14 protein-coding genes are annotated in these 13,984 nt (G+C 68.4%); 5 read left to right on the forward strand and 9 right to left on the reverse strand.

All coding sequences use genetic code 11. The annotated features are described in order from the left end of the window. Positions 1 to 554: 554 nt before the first annotated feature. Positions 555 to 1,076, reverse strand: a complete 522-nt coding sequence (locus tag ACIA77_RS50390) for a hypothetical protein (protein WP_395893365.1) — start codon at positions 1,074 to 1,076, stop codon at positions 555 to 557. A gap of 45 nt (positions 1,077 to 1,121) precedes the next feature. Beyond that, positions 1,122 to 1,883 carry a sulfite exporter TauE/SafE family protein gene (locus tag ACIA77_RS50395; RefSeq protein WP_395893366.1) on the reverse strand — a complete coding sequence of 254 codons (762 nt, stop codon included), beginning with the start codon at positions 1,881 to 1,883 and terminating at the stop codon, positions 1,122 to 1,124. Positions 1,884 to 1,966: 83 nt separating this feature from the next. On the opposite strand from ACIA77_RS50395, the gene ACIA77_RS50400 reads away from it, so the two are divergent. Then, a complete protein-coding gene (locus tag ACIA77_RS50400; RefSeq protein WP_395893367.1) occupies positions 1,967 to 2,917 on the forward strand; it encodes a LysR family transcriptional regulator in 951 nt (316 codons plus the stop codon). A gap of 170 nt (positions 2,918 to 3,087) precedes the next feature. Here the strand turns inward: ACIA77_RS50400 and ACIA77_RS50405 are convergent, their stop codons facing one another. The 4 genes from ACIA77_RS50405 to ACIA77_RS50420 all read right to left on the reverse strand — a co-directional run bounded on the left by ACIA77_RS50405 (position 3,088) and on the right by ACIA77_RS50420 (position 6,278). Continuing rightward, a complete protein-coding gene (locus tag ACIA77_RS50405) occupies positions 3,088 to 3,285 on the reverse strand; it encodes a hypothetical protein (RefSeq protein ID WP_395893368.1) in 198 nt (65 codons plus the stop codon). Between the two features lie 241 nt (positions 3,286 to 3,526). Then, a complete protein-coding gene (locus ACIA77_RS50410) occupies positions 3,527 to 3,976 on the reverse strand; it encodes a nitroreductase family deazaflavin-dependent oxidoreductase (RefSeq protein ID WP_395893396.1) in 450 nt (149 codons plus the stop codon). 98 nt (positions 3,977 to 4,074) lie between these two features. Beyond that, on the reverse strand, positions 4,075 to 5,238 hold the full coding sequence (locus ACIA77_RS50415; RefSeq protein WP_395893369.1) for a low temperature requirement protein A: 1,164 nt from the start codon (positions 5,236 to 5,238) through the stop codon (positions 4,075 to 4,077). Positions 5,239 to 5,390: 152 nt separating this feature from the next. Continuing rightward, on the reverse strand, positions 5,391 to 6,278 hold the full coding sequence (locus tag ACIA77_RS50420; protein ID WP_395893370.1) for an SDR family oxidoreductase: 888 nt from the start codon (positions 6,276 to 6,278) through the stop codon (positions 5,391 to 5,393). A gap of 407 nt (positions 6,279 to 6,685) precedes the next feature. Between ACIA77_RS50420 and ACIA77_RS50425 the strand changes: the two genes are divergently transcribed. From ACIA77_RS50425 to ACIA77_RS50440, 4 genes are all read left to right on the forward strand, one after another. After that, positions 6,686 to 7,459, forward strand: a complete 774-nt coding sequence (locus tag ACIA77_RS50425) for an SDR family NAD(P)-dependent oxidoreductase (RefSeq protein ID WP_395893371.1) — start codon at positions 6,686 to 6,688, stop codon at positions 7,457 to 7,459. A 215-nt stretch (positions 7,460 to 7,674) separates the two neighbouring features. Continuing rightward, entirely contained in the window at positions 7,675 to 8,184 is a 510-nt protein-coding gene (msrA, locus tag ACIA77_RS50430) for a peptide-methionine (S)-S-oxide reductase MsrA (RefSeq protein WP_395893372.1), read from the forward strand. A 44-nt stretch (positions 8,185 to 8,228) separates the two neighbouring features. Then, positions 8,229 to 9,332 (forward strand): transaldolase, encoded by a 1,104-nt coding sequence (tal, locus tag ACIA77_RS50435; RefSeq protein ID WP_395893373.1) that lies wholly within the window; start codon positions 8,229 to 8,231, stop codon positions 9,330 to 9,332. Between the two features lie 47 nt (positions 9,333 to 9,379). After that, positions 9,380 to 9,709 carry a hypothetical protein gene (locus tag ACIA77_RS50440; RefSeq protein WP_395893374.1) on the forward strand — a complete coding sequence of 110 codons (330 nt, stop codon included), beginning with the start codon at positions 9,380 to 9,382 and terminating at the stop codon, positions 9,707 to 9,709. An 86-nt stretch (positions 9,710 to 9,795) separates the two neighbouring features. On the opposite strand, the gene ACIA77_RS50445 is transcribed toward ACIA77_RS50440, so the two are convergent. The 3 genes from ACIA77_RS50445 to ACIA77_RS50455 all read right to left on the reverse strand — a co-directional run bounded on the left by ACIA77_RS50445 (position 9,796) and on the right by ACIA77_RS50455 (position 13,947). Continuing rightward, positions 9,796 to 10,776, reverse strand: coding sequence for a hypothetical protein (locus ACIA77_RS50445; RefSeq protein ID WP_395893375.1), 981 nt, complete (start codon positions 10,774 to 10,776; stop codon positions 9,796 to 9,798). A 155-nt stretch (positions 10,777 to 10,931) separates the two neighbouring features. Further along, a complete protein-coding gene (locus tag ACIA77_RS50450; protein ID WP_395893376.1) occupies positions 10,932 to 11,174 on the reverse strand; it encodes a hypothetical protein in 243 nt (80 codons plus the stop codon). Between the two features lie 10 nt (positions 11,175 to 11,184). Further along, complete coding sequence (locus tag ACIA77_RS50455; RefSeq protein ID WP_395893377.1) at positions 11,185 to 13,947, reverse strand: alkaline phosphatase family protein; 2,763 nt, start codon at positions 13,945 to 13,947, stop codon at positions 11,185 to 11,187. Between the last annotated feature and the right edge of the window lie 37 nt (positions 13,948 to 13,984).

Consider the following 13,984-nt stretch of genomic DNA (forward strand, 5'->3'; position numbering starts at 1 on the left):
GGGCACCAGACGGGCACCAGACGCTGCGACAGTGAGTCGATCACAACGCAAGATCATGACAACTCGCCTCGCAAGATCCAAACGAGACACGCTCTTAGTCCTGGTTGTCATATCAAGAAGGTCACAAAGATCCGAGAGAACGGCATAATTCGCCGATCCATCGTTGATTGCTTCGACTACAGCGCGATTCGCGGATCGTAGTTGGGTGATCCGCCATTTTCCTCGAGCCGGGCGCCATGGTCCGCGAGGTGCACCGGTAGTGGGCGCCCGTTCTGATTGTCGCGCCGTGTATGTTTCGGCCGCAGGCTCCGCGGCGAACGAGACCCCGGAGCAAGTACGAACGCGCGGTCGTCTGGCCAGCCCGCTCCGCCCTGTGCGCGGTCGCGAGCCGGCCCGCGGACTCCGAACGACGCAGAAGCTGTGTCTGAGTGAAGGTTTCCGTGGAGACGATTTCCGGGTGGGCCGGCACTCGTGGTCGGACGACGCGATCGGGGTCGGTCCGTCGAAACCGCACCACATGCCCGGCGGCCACGTCATCGGGATCCAGCAGGATCTCATGCTTCATCTCGGACCAAGCCACCGGAGACTGGGGCGGTGCCGAGGTCGTGGTCGCCGTCCCGGTGGCGCAGCACCCAGTCGTCGAGGTCGAGGGCGAATTCCAGCGGTTGTCCGACCAGGTGGGCCCGCAGGCTGGTCACCTCGCCGGCGGCTCCGCTCGAGCGAGCCTCGTCGGGGGAGAGCAGTTGCCGGAAGGCGGCTTCGGGCCTCGTGTAGCGCACTCGAGCGGTCTCGGGTGACACCTGCAGCACGTCGCCGATCGTCTGCCAATCGGCGCCGGCTACGCGTTCGAATACGACGGCGGCTTCGAAGAACCGCTCGGCGAGGGCGAGCACTCGGGCGGCGTGGGCCAGCTCAGTGCCTGGCGCACGGGTCGTGCCGTCGGGGTTCAGCTCATGCTCGCCGATCGGGACGGCGAAACGCGCGAAGTCGGCCAGTTCGCAGGCTGCATAGGCCATCACCAGCCTTGCGCGCGCCGCGTCCGTGTAAGGTGCCGCGCCACTTTCGGTCATGTCCACCTCAATTCCCGCGCTTGCTGAAGATCGCCGCGGATTCCCGGGTCGTCAGCCACGCAGGAAGTACAGGACGGTCGTGATCACGGCGGTTGCCAGGAGGACGCCTCGCAGCAGCCAGGCGGGAAAACGGCGGGCCAGGTAGGCACCGGCGAAGCCTCCGGCCACGGCGCCGACCACCATGGCGGCGAGCAGGAGCGGAGCGCGCAGTGCGTCCGAGGCGATGAGGAACAGCACGCTCGAGCTGAGAAAGATGGCCGCGAGCTGGGTGATCCGCATCGGGTTGCTGACCGCCGTGTCAAGGGCGAGGCCGATGCTCCAGAGGGCCACCGTCAGGATGCCTACGGCTCCGCCGAAGTATCCGCCGTACACCGCGAGGAAGAACTGGGCGATCAGGACAGCTCGTGAACTCATGCGAACCGAGCGGCCCAGCACCCTGCTCATCGCCCTGGAGACGTGGCGACCGGAGGCGAGGGTCACTGTGGCGAAGGCGAGCAGCCACGGCGCCGCGGCGTCGAACGACGATGCGGGCAGCACCAGCACCAGGCCGGCACCGACTCCACTGCCGATCACGCTGACCGCTGTCAGCGCCTTCGTGGACGTGCGCCCGACGGGGGTCAGCTCGCGGCGGACCACCCACGCGCTGGCCACGGCGCCGGGTGCGAGGGCGATCCGCGCCACTGCGTTGGCCGTCACCGGCGGCATCCCGGCGGCGACGAGTGCGGGCAGCGCGACGAAGGTTCCGCCGCCCCCGATGGCGTTCAGAGCTCCGGCGGCGGCGCCGGCCAGCAGCAGAAGAAAAGACACAGTCACCGGCCGAGCATCAGCCACGGACCAGCGCTTCCACAATGCGGAATCAACGTACTCAGCCTAAGGCTGTGGCTTAGGCTGAGGCAATGCGTTATGACTTGGACGACCTGCGGCTCTTTCTCCACATCGTCACGGAGGGGTCGATCACGGCGGGCGCCCAGCGCATGCACCTGAGCCTGCCCTCGGCCAGCGCCAGAGTGCGCTCGCTGGAAAACCACGCCGGCGTGGCACTGTTGGACCGCGGTCGGCGGGGCGTGCGTCCCACGCCGGCGGGGACGACCCTGGCCCGCCACGCACGCGACGTGCTCGACCAGACCGTCCGGCTCGAAAACGCCGTCGCGAGCTACACCCGGTCTCCGACGGCTCCACTGGTCCTGCTGGGCGGGGGCTCCGCGATGCACCGGCTCGTGCCGCAGGCCCTGATCTCGTTCCTCGGCGCTCACCCGGAAATCGATGTCACCGTGTCCGAGAGCCGCACCCCCCAGACAGTGCGGATGCTCGCCGACGGGGAGGCCGATCTAGGGGTCGTCCTCGATGACGAGGCCGAGGGCTGCGGCCTGCGCGTGGAGCCCCTCGGCGACGACAGCCTCGTCGTGATCGGCCAGGCCGGAGGGATCCTCGCCGCGCGGACTGCGCTGACCTACAGCGAGGTCGCCGAGCACCCGCTCGTCGGCCTCGACGCCGGCTCCTCGCTGCGCCGCTGGATCGAGAAGCACCTGGGACTCCACGCCCCGGTGGTGCGCCACCGCACCACCGTCGCCAACCTGAGCGTCCTCATCGCCCTCGTCGCCGCCGGCGTCGGGCTTGCCGTCGTGCCACGCCGCGCCATCGATCCCGACCAGCCCCTCGACGTGTGCGAACTGCAGGACCCCTGGTCCCGCCGCCACCATCTGCTGGCCTGGGCGGTCCAGGACGGCGCCGCGTCGACGGCGGTCGACGCACTCGCCGAACACCTGCGCCGCGCGGCCTCGTCCGAGCCTTCCTTCCGCAACGCACAAGCAGACCCGGTCGGCCGGCAAGCCTTCCACGACGGCTGACCGAACACCTCTCTGCGACCAAGGCGCAGAGGGGCCCGGCCGCCTTCGTCGATCACGCGGCGCAGGTGGGCGGGCTGGCAGTTGGCGACGCCGATGGTGCGGACGCGGCCGTCGGCGTGGAGCTTCTCCAGGGCCGCGGCCTGGCCGGAGACGACGCCGGTGCCGCCCGATCAACTTTCGGAGGTGCGTTCCTCCTCAGCCTTCTCCTCGACCACAACAGCGTCGTGGAAGCTGCGTAGTTCCGCCTCGTAGACTTCACGCTCTGGCACGTCGTCGCCGTCGGGGTCGGCGCTCTGGGCGACCTCGGCAAGTTCGAGATCGACCACTTCGTGGAGTTCGTGGATCGTGGGCCCGGGCTTCTCGTTCATCGTTCCTCCTGAGCGTCATCGAGGTGTCGACTGACCCCCGGCGACTCGGGGGCGTGGGTTGGGTGGATTCGCCAACCAGGAGCGCCGCCCAGTCCGGCCTGGTTCGTGTCTTTGTGATGGTCGAGACGCTTGTGGTCCCCGTGGCAGCCCGTTGCGGCGCCAGCTCGCACGAACCAAGCGAAGACTTCTCGGGAAGGCTCCGCCACGACGGTCGTTCCGGAATTCACCGTGCTGAGACTGGTCAGTTGCCCTCAACCGGCTCCAGTACGAACACGGGGATCTCCCGGTCGGTCCGTCCCTGGTACTCCGCGTACGACGGGTACACGGCGACCGCGCGCTCCCACCACTCGGCCTTCTCCGCGCCGGTGACCTCACGCGCCCGCATGTCCCGCCGGACCGGGCCGTCCTGCAGTTCCACGTGCGGATCGCCCTTGACGTTGAAGTACCACACCGGATGCTTCGGCGCGCCGCCCTGCGAGGCAACCGCCACGTACGTCCCCTCGTGCGCCACCCGCATCAGCGGCGTCTTGCGGATCTTCCCGCTTTTCGCGCCCCGCGTGGTCAGGATGATGACCGGCAACCCGACGTCGGGTGAGATGGTCCCCTCCGTCCCGCCGGAACTCTCGTACAACTCCACCTGATCACGGACGTACTCCACCGGGCTCGGCTCGTACTCGCCCTCGAGAGGCACCGTTTCCATCCCTTCGTCGTCGTCACACGTCTTCGGACGCTGGCTAACAGCGGCAGCGGAACGCCTCGTCCTTACCGGGCTTTCTCGCAACGTCGTGCTCAGGCGACGTCGCGATCCGTCGGCCGCCGCCAGACGAGCACGGCGACGGCCCCGGCGAGGGTCGCCGCCGTGAGGGCGAAGGGGACCGGGATGAGGGGGTCGACGAGGACGAGGAGCCCGGCCGACGGCAGGGCGGCGTTGACGACGTGGTCGGCGTGGGGCCTGATCGCGAGGGCCCAGGTGCCGAGGACGAAGACGGCGAGGGGGATTGTGTAGGCGAACGACGCGTGGGGCGGCTGCAGTGTGGTGTGCCCGGTGAGGACGTCGATCTCGACCTCGATGCCGGCGGAGAACGCGCCTGCGGCGGCGAAGATGAACAAGTGCCCGTACACGTAGGCCAGGGAGCCCGCGACGTCCTTGATGGCGTGGTGGTGGGGCGGCCAGAAGTAGATCCACCACAGGGCCGCCGTGGCGACGAGCGTGAGCGCGGCGATACCGATGAGCCGGTCGGGCGACTCGGCGTCGTGCAGGGCCTCGATGATCGCGTTGGTGGCGGCGAGCAGGCTCTCGCCGAGGACGATGAGGGTGAACAGGCCGTAGCGCTCGGTGATGTGGTGCGGGTGCCAGGGCGTGGTCCCGGTGCGCTCGGCGACGATCGGCACGACGAGTTCCGCGGCGATGAGCACGATCAGCACGACGGTGAACACCCCGGAGGGAAGCAGCACGCAGGCCAGCCACAGGACTTGGACCAGTGAGATGCCTGCCGCGTAGCGGAGCGTGGCCCGGCGTGTGGGGCCCGCCGGCCGGGACGCGCGCAGCCACTGGGCGACGAGTGCCACGCGCATGACGACGTAGGCGACGATGAGCACCGAGTAGTCGTGTCCCCCGAAGGCGGGGCCGATGCCGGAGGCGAAAACGAGCACGCCGCCCATCTGCACGATGGTGAGCACCCGGTACAGCCAGTCGTCGGTGTCGAAGGAGGTGGCGAACCAGGTGAAGTTCATCCAGGCCCACCAGATCCCGAAGAACACGAAGCCGTAGTTGACGATCCCGTCGACCACGTGTCCCTCGGTGAGCGCGTGGTGCAGGTGCGCGGCGGCGATGCTCACGGCGACGACGAAGACGAGGTCGAAGAACAGCTCCAGCGTGGACGCGGCGCGTCCGGTCTCGTTCGGGTCGCGCGGCCTCATCGGGACGAGCCGGAATCGGGAATCGGGTTTCATCACGTGGCTCTCCGCCGCCGGTCGGCTCGTTGACGCGACAACGGCCCGCAGGATGAAGAATCCTGCCGGCCGTCGAGATTTGGCCATGTCGTGTACGAGGTGCTGGCATCGGGTAGGGACGCAAGTGTGTCCGTCGAAGGCCGGTAGTCCGGTCAGATGGACAGCCCGGCGCCGCCGGACACGACGATCTCTTGCCCGGTGACGTACGCGGCGTCGTCCGAAGCCAGGAACGCGACGGTCCCGGCGATGTCCTCGGGCGTGCCGAGGCGACCGAACGGGTTCTTCTCCGCCATCGCCTTCATCGTCGCCGGGACGTCATCGGAATCCGTGCGGAGCGCGGTTCGCGTCATCGGGGTGTCGGTGAATCCCGGGCTGACCGCGTTGATCCGGATGCGGCGTGGAGCGAGTTCGAGGGCAAGCGTCGGAATCATGGCCAGCAACGCGCCGTGCGACCCGGCCGCGACGCTGTTACCGGTCAGGCTGCGCGTCGCTCCGATACCCACGGTGACGATGACCGAAGCGCCGTCGGACAGCAGCGGCAGCGCCTTGGCCAGGGTGAAGAACTGCCCTTTGGTGTTGACGGCGAACACCTCGTCGAAAATGGCTTCGTCGCAGGCGTCCAGCGTCATCGGACGGCTGACGCCGGCGTTCAGGAACAGCGTCGTCAGACTCCCGAATCGGGCTCCGACCTCGGACACGACCTGGTCGGTATCAGCGAGCGAGCGCGCGTCAGCCTGCAAGACCAGGACGTCTTCGGGCAGCTCCTCTCGCGCCCGGGCGACGCTCTCCGGACGTTGTCCGGTGACAGCAACGCGGTAACCGCGGCTGCGCAGAACCTCGGCGGTCGCCTTCCCGATCCCGCTGGTGCCGCCGGTGATCAGAGCTGTACGTGCCGGCATGGTGATCACTCCACTTTGGTTGTTGTCTTGGTGGGACAGCTCACTGGCATCGCGTCGAGCCCAGGCGGCGCCAGGGGCACGGGGAACGTGCCGGCAGCCGCTGAGCTCGCCGGACAGCACCTTGTTCTCCTGCGCCATCATGCACTAAAGAGGACTATCTGGTCCACCCGAGGTGCGAGTGCCAGCTGGACTGCCGGGGCCACGTTTGCGAGGCTTGTGACGTGACCTGACCCGCGTGGGGCAGCGCGCGCATGGCTGATCCTGTGCGGCCCGGACTGTCCTCGCCCTGCTGTCACGATCCGTCGCCCTGTTCTGGACTACCTGGACCAACGTTGTCAAGGCGCGCCCCAGTCGGTAATCGCCGCCCGTCCGTGCACCTCGGCTGACAACCCATCCCCGCGGCGTGACCCTGTGCAGCTCTCGCCGTGACGGCAGTGGGTATCGGTACTGCCTTCGGTAAGAACCGCCGTCCGCGCGGCACGAACGTTCTGACCGCCCGATCCGGGAACCGCCCGGCGTCGGGATTCGGCGAGGAAGGGAAAGCTGGCATGAGTGAGAGATTCGACGGCCAGAAGGTCGTGGTGGTCGGCGGCAGCAGCGGTATGGGGTTGGCCACGGCCCACCAGGTGGTCGCCGGGGGTGGCACCGCCGTGATCACGGGGCGGGACTCCGGCCGCGTCCAGGCCGCAGTCGAAGCGTTGTCGCAGAAGGGAAAGGCCTGGGGCATCACGGCGGAGCTGACCGACCGCGAGCAGGTGCCCGAGGTCCGCAAGCAGCTCGCAGCCGAACACGCGGATGCCACCCTGCTCGTCAACGCGGCGGGATTCTTCATCCCGAGGGCGTTCAGTGAGTACGACGAGGCCTTCTACGACTCGTACAACGAACTGAACCGCGCGCTGTTCTTCATCACGCAGACCGTCGTCGCGGGCATGGTCGCCGGCGGACAGGGCGGCGCCATCGTCAACGTTGGCTCGATGTGGGCACACCAGGGCATCGCGGCGACACCGCACACCGGCTACTCCGTGCAGAAGGGCGGCGTGCACTCGTTCACCAAGGCGCTCGCGATCGAGCTGGCGCCCCATGGAATCCGGGTCAACGCGGTCGCTCCCGCGGTCGTCAAGACGCCCCTGTACCTGGGCTTCGTGCCGGAGGACAAGCTCGACGAAACGGTCGACAGCTTCGCCGGCTTCCACCCGCTGGGACGGGTCGGCGCCCCGGAGGACATCGCGAACGCGGTGTCGTTCCTGCTGTCGGACAAGTCGAGCTGGATGACCGGCGCCATCGTCGACGTCGACGGCGGCGTGATGGCCGGCCGCAACTAGTACCGCAACGGCAGCCAAGGCGTACCGGTGCGGGATCGCGGGGCGGGACGTGCCCGGGATGTTTGTCTGTGGCAGACGGCCTGGACCTGGTGCCGGCGGATGGCCGGCATGCACCGGTGTTGCCGCACCTCGTGCGTCACCCGCGCGTCACCCGCGCCGGGCGCGGACGGGCCCGCACCCTGTTCACCAGTGACACCGACAAGTAGGGAGACGACGTGACCACCGAAAAGGCGATCCTCGCCGGCGGCTGCTTCTGGGGGATGGAGGAGCTGTTCCGCCACCAGCCGGGCGTCGTGTCCACGCGCGTCGGCTACAGCGGCGGCGACGTCCCGAACGCCACCTACCGCAACCACGGCACCCACGCGGAGTCGATCGAGGTCCTCTACGACCCCGAGCAGACCGATTTCCGCGCCCTGCTCGAGTTCTTCTTCCAGGTCCACGACCCGTCCACGAAGAACCGCCAGGGCAACGACATCGGCACCAGCTACCGCTCGGCGATCTTCTACACCACCGACGAGCAGAAGCACGTCGCCGAAGACACCATCGCCGACGTCGACGCGTCGGGCCTGTGGCCCGGCAAGGTCGTCACCGAGGTCACCCCGGCGGGTGACTTCTGGGAGGCCGAGCCCGAGCACCAGGACTACCTGCAGAAGTACCCCAACGGCTACACCTGCCACTTCCCCCGCCCCGGGTGGAAGCTCCCGAAACGGGCCACAGCCTCGTGATCCGTGCCCGCGATTTCGGGGCGCACACAACAGAGGAAAGCGCAGTGAACGAAGGCGAAGACAGTGATCGGCTCCGCAAGCTCAGCGCGGCCGGCGTTTCGATCTGGCTGGACGAGCTCTCCCGCGACATCCTGGACAGCGGCGAATTCGACCGCCTCGTGCGAAGCCGTTCAGTCGTGGGTGTCACCACGAACCCGACGATCTTCGCCAACGCCATCACTCGAAGCGGCCGTTACGCCGCGCAGTTGGCACAACTGGCCGGCAACGAAATCGACGTTGCCGAGTCCGTTCGGGCGTTGACGATCTGGGACGTTCAGCGCGCGGCGGACGTGCTCCGTCCGGTCTGGGAGAAGACCGGCGGCGTCGACGGCAGGGTGTCGCTGGAGGTGAGCCCGGAGCTGGCCGCCGACACCGACGCGACCATCGCGGAGGCGGTCCAGCTGTGGGAGCTCGTCGACCGGCCGAACCTCATGGTGAAGATCCCCGCCACGCGAGCCGGCGTCAAAGCTGTCACCGGTGCCCTCGCAGCCGGCGTGAACGTGAACGTGACCCTGGTCTTCTCTGCGCAGCGGTGCGCCGAAGTCGGCGAGGCGTACGTCGAGGGCCTCGAACAGGCCCGCGAAAACGGCCACGACCTCGCGTCCATCCACTCCGTGTCCTCGCTGTTCGTGTCCAGAGTGGACACCGAGGTCGACCTGCGCCTCGACGCCCTGGGCGTCCGAGAACTGCGCGGCCGCGCTGCCCTGGCCAATGCGCGCCTCGCTCACGAGGCCTTGTCGGCGGTGTGGGAATCCTCGCGATGGCAGAGCCTTGCCGCCGACGGCGCCCGGCCGCAGCGACTCCTGTGGGCGTCCACGGGTGTCAAGGATCCGTCCTTTCCGGACACCAAATACGTCACCGGTCTCGTCACGCCCGGAACCGTGTCCACGATGCCACCCGCGACGCTCTCGGCGTTCGCCGACCACGGCGAGGTGTCCGGCGATCAGGTCGTCGGGCGCAGCAAAGAGGCGGCAGCGGACCTCGCGGCCGTCGCCGCCGCGGGGGTCGACCTCGGCGACGTGTACGACACTCTAGAGCGACAGGGCGTCGCCAAGTTCGCGGCCAGCTGGCGCGCCCTCCACGCCTCAGTCGCCGCGTCGCTCGGCTGAACGCCCACTCGCGTACCCCATCCACAGCAGTCCCGAAAGGAATCCCGATGCCTCGATCACTGGAGTCACTCAGCCCGGCCGACGGCGACCAGGTGGCCACGAAAAACCTGGTGGCCGCCTTGACCGCCGGACGATTCGTCTACGACGACGGCAGCGAACAGGTCTTCGACCACAGCGGCGCCACCACCTACGTCGAACGGGGACACCCCACCAAAGGGGAATGGTACGTCGACACCGACGGCCACTTCGCCTCATTCTGGCCACCCAGCTACCGCGCCTCCTACGACCTGCACTGGATGGTCGAGAACGGCTCGATCGTCGGCTTGCGCTTCACCCACTGCGGAGACGGCTCACAGTTCACCGGACGCTACGCCTGATGCCGTTGCCCGCGTTGGCATCCGGACTGGTGCCGAGGGCACACGCCTGGCGGTGCCGTGGGTCTTCTGGTGAACATGACGGGTGGTCACGAGGAAAGCAGGTCCATCGAGAAGCCGGCGACGAAGACGGCCAGGCCGATCCACTTCAGCCGGGACTCCAGGCCGGCGCGGGTTCGGAGGTGCCCGAGCGTGGTGACCACCAGCCCTTCGAGCAGCAGCAGGCCCAGCAGGTAGCCGCCTCCACCCAGGACCAAACCGCCGATGGTGGGGGAGAGGACCACTATCAGCACCACGAGGACGGGTACCGGCATGGGGTCGTTGGGCGGGGCGTAGTGGTAGTGCGCTGTGACGAAGACGAACAGGCCCATCACGACTGTGCCCGCGATGACGAACGCCCGGAAGGCCGGAGGGTCGCCTCGCGGCGGGTTTGGTTGCGGTGACGGGGGTTCCTCGCCGGGAGTGCGGGCGCCTTGCCAGCGGGAGCGCAACTGAGCACGGCAGCCTCGCAACCTGGTGTGGAGCGCCACCATCCTGGTGACGACCGGGCTTTCGCGGGGCCTGAGCAGGTGGAGCGTCGCCGCGGCCAGCGCTGTGAGCAGCACCAAGGTGATCAGATAGCCGGCCTCGCCGAGCGCGATACCGGCCAGGTAGGCGACGAGCGAGAAGGACAGCAGCACGACCACGGTCGATGCGATGGGACCGCCGCCGCCTTCGAAATACCGCACGATGAGGAACACCTCCGTGGCACTGGCGCCGACGAGGTGGAACGCCTGAAGTCCAGGCGGACGGAGGAGCCTCGACCTCGCTGGTCGCACGGGGGATTTCCGGCGGGGAGCGAGCCAGCGTCGCAACCTCGAGATCAACTGGGTGCGCCTGTTCCGCAGGGTGGTGTGGAATGCCGCCATTCTCGTGCGGCCCAGCAGGTCGATGACGACCGTGAGCCCGCCCAGGAACTCGAGTGTCTTCCCGAGCCGCCCCCACCACAGGATCGCGATCCCGAACACCCGCAGCTGCGCGGTGTCGTGGCCGGCGAGCCATTCACGCCATGCGTGCAGCAGATCCCACATCGTCCCCTCAGCCCGCGGCAGGCAGGCCGAGGTCGCAGCCCGCAGTGTCGGTCCTTCGTCTCAGGTTGGGGATTCTTGCACTCCCCATCGAAAGGGGCGACCACTTGGTTCGATGTCTCGAGGCGGCGTCCGCTCCACGTTGAGCAGCCCGATGATCAAGCGTTGCGCCAGAGCGAACATTCGATCTCCGGCAGGCTTGCCAACGCCATGCCGCCCGCCGTCGCGGGAGCGATGTCCACCACGGCGAACAGGGTGCGCCCGCAGAGATCGCGCAGTTGCCCCTGCGCGACTTTCGGTTCGCCGCGCCAGTCGAGGATCAGCGGGCAGACCAGGCGGAACGCGAACGGCCCGCCGGATGTCCGGCGGGCCGTCGCGTCGTGCAGCTGTCGAGTTGTCACCGCTGACTCGTCAGTTGGTGTCCGGGCCGGGGAGGTAGGCGCCGGGCACCTGGTTCGGTGGGTAGATCTTCGGGTCGCCCGGGTAGGGCGTCTTCCACTGGTGGGTTTGGTACCAGGTGTAGCGGTTCATCTGCTCGGGGTTCGAGTAGTCCGGGATCGCGCCGTTGCCGGTGGTGTGCTGGCCGGCGAGCCAGGTCTGCCACGCGGCGGCGGTGGCCTGCATGTCCGCCGGTACCGCGACCTTCTGCGCCTCGGCCTTGTTCAACGCGGCCGCCGCGGCGCCCGTCTGGCCCAGGGTGTCGAGACCGCACGACGGCGCGGTGGCGATGCCCTCGGTGAGCGGAACCTGGTTCCGCACCGCGGTGAACGGCGTGTAGTCGGGCTTGGTGGTGAACGCGTCGACCATCGGCGTGGCCGCCGCGAGCTTCTCGTTGAGCGGCTGCGCGCCGAGCATCTGCTCGATGGTGCGGACCATGCTGATCTGCGAGTAGTAGGTGCTCACGGTCTTGCCGTGCACCGCGTACGGGCTGATCACCTGGACCGGGGCGCGGTGTCCGTCGACGTGGTCGGCACCGTCCTGGCTGTCGTCGTCGACCACGAAGATGGCCGAGTCCTTCCAGTACTGGCTGTGCGAGATCGTGTCGACGATCTGGCCGATGGCGAGGTCGCCGTCGGCCACACCCGACTCCGAAGTGGTCGGCCCGCCGGTGTGGTCGCTGGACAGCCACACCATGTTCAGGTTGGCCGGACCGTTCTTCTCGAAGTCCTGCTTCCACGTCTGGTAGCGGTAGATGTCCGGGATCGAGAGGTCGAACGGCGGGGACTGCGGGTCGGCGATCGCGTTCAACGACGGGATCGCCGAGCCGTAGTTGCCCTTCAGCGCGGGGGCGGTCAGCTGGCCGGCATCGCCACCGTTCTGGACGCTCGTGGCCGCGCAGTAGTACTGCTGCCAGCTGCCCGACGGCCTGCCCTCCATGTACTCGAACTCGCCGTAGTTCCTGGCCGTCTTGCCGGCGTCCTCGACCCCGGTCCACAGGAAACCGGCACGCTGGTGACCGAGGACGTCCTCTTCGGTGTCGTAGCTGCGCTGGTACTCACCGGCCGAGGATTCGGTGTACTCGGGGTTGTCACCCTCCATGAGCCAGTTGTGGCCTTCGGCGGAGTTCGTCGCGGGGTCGTAGGTGTTGTCGTAGAGGCCGAACTGCGTGGCCAGCGCGTGCTGGTTCGGTGTGGTCTTCGCACCGAACTGCGTCAGGGTCGGATCACCGTTGCCCTGTTTCATGTCGCCGAGGATCTGGTCGTAGGTGCGGTTCTCGTTGATGAGCAGGAAGACGTGCTTGATCGTCGACGGATCGCCGATCCGGGCCGGCACCGGCACGGCCGCCGCTTTGCCACCCTTGGCCTGCTGGACGTCGTTCTTGCCCCAGCCGTTCTGGGCGAAAACCGCGTCGGTGTACTTGCCGGCGATGTCGTTGTCACTCGGCATGGTGAAGCGGGTCAGCGACGCGGTGGTGCTGTGCGTGTCGTGGCCGGTCACCGGGACGGTGCCCGGTCCCTTGGACGTCGTGATGGCCGGGCCGAGCGCGTCGACACCACGGGTGTTGGTGACCACGATCTGGCCGCCGGCCGTCGCCACGTCCGACGGGTAGTAGTCCGTCGGCAGCAGGCCGAGGTAGCTCACCGGCTGCTGCGGCGCGCCGTCGTAGCGGTAGACCGCGACAGCGTTCGCCCGGCCGAGGGTCACCAGCAGGTGCCCGTCGGTGGTCAGCGCGATGCCGGTGGGCTCGTAGCCGGCATCGGACGACGGCCACGGCTTGGTGTCGATCGTCTGCACGACCTGACCCTTGGTGGTGTCGACGACCGAGACGGTGTCGCTGCCGGTGTTGGCGACGAACAACGCGTTGTTCTTGACGTACATCGCGGTGGGGTGCAGCCCGACCGCGATCGAGCCGACCGCCGCCCCCGGGTTCGCGGTGGTGATGACGCTGACGGTGCCGGTCGTCGAGGCGCCGGTGTAGCCGTTGGCGGGCACCTGGGTGCCGTACGAGTCCATCGTCGTGTCGCCGGCCTGGGCCTGGCGGCCACCCTCGTCGCTCACGTAGAGCGTGTTGCCGACGAACGCGAGCTCGCGGGGCGCGATACCGACGTGCCAGGTCCGCTCGAGCGCGCCGGTGGTGGGGTTGAGCGCCGCGACCGTGTTCTGCCCGTTGAGCGCGGCGTACAGCGTGGAGCCGTCCGGCGAGTACTTGAGCTGGCCGACCAGCGCGGAGTTGGCCACCGTACTGCGGTCGTTACCCGAAAGGTGGGTGCCCGACGTCGGGATCGGGAAGCGGGCCGGCGTGCCGAGGGTGCCGTCGGCGTTGACCGGGAACCGGGTGATGGCGTCCTGCTCGGGCAGCCAGAGGAACTTGCCGTCCGGCGAGTAGGTCGGCCCCTCTTGCCCGACGGAGCCGTCGGAGAGCTTCTGGTTGACCGCGGAGGCGGTGCCCACCGTCCAGATCAGCTTGTAGCTCTTGAGGTCGAAGACCTGCAGAGCCACCGACTTGTCGGTGCTGCTCGCCGCGAGGAACCGTCCGTCGGGGCTGACCGTCGAGCCCATGAACTTGCCGAACTGGGTCATCAACCGGGTACCGATCGGGTTGATGAGCTGGTTGTCGGAGACCTGCAGCCCGTTGCGGTACTGCGTACCGACCTGGTTGTCGCCCAGCGGCACCGTGGTGGCGGCGGCCGCTCCCGTGCCGATCGTGAGAACACCGGCCAGACCGGCCACCACGGTGCGGAGCCGCCGGCCGTTCCGGCGCGAGAGCCCG

Source organism: Amycolatopsis sp. NPDC051903, assembly GCF_044452505.1.
Taxonomy (GTDB): Bacteria; Actinomycetota; Actinomycetes; order Mycobacteriales; family Pseudonocardiaceae; genus Amycolatopsis.

What these genes read in the sequence shown, in the direction of transcription:
- ACIA77_RS50400 (WP_395893367.1), top strand. Translation starts at nt 1,967, where the DNA reads ATGCGTTATGACTTGGACGACCTGCGGCTCTTTCTCCACATCGTCACG.
- ACIA77_RS50405 (WP_395893368.1), bottom strand. Translation starts at nt 3,285, where the DNA reads ATGAACGAGAAGCCCGGGCCCACGATCCACGAACTCCACGAAGTGGTC.
- ACIA77_RS50415 (WP_395893369.1), bottom strand. Translation starts at nt 5,238, where the DNA reads ATGAAACCCGATTCCCGATTCCGGCTCGTCCCGATGAGGCCGCGCGAC.
- ACIA77_RS50420 (WP_395893370.1), bottom strand. Translation starts at nt 6,278, where the DNA reads ATGATGGCGCAGGAGAACAAGGTGCTGTCCGGCGAGCTCAGCGGCTGC.
- ACIA77_RS50425 (WP_395893371.1), top strand. Translation starts at nt 6,686, where the DNA reads ATGAGTGAGAGATTCGACGGCCAGAAGGTCGTGGTGGTCGGCGGCAGC.
- ACIA77_RS50440 (WP_395893374.1), top strand. Translation starts at nt 9,380, where the DNA reads ATGCCTCGATCACTGGAGTCACTCAGCCCGGCCGACGGCGACCAGGTG.
- ACIA77_RS50445 (WP_395893375.1), bottom strand. Translation starts at nt 10,776, where the DNA reads ATGTGGGATCTGCTGCACGCATGGCGTGAATGGCTCGCCGGCCACGAC.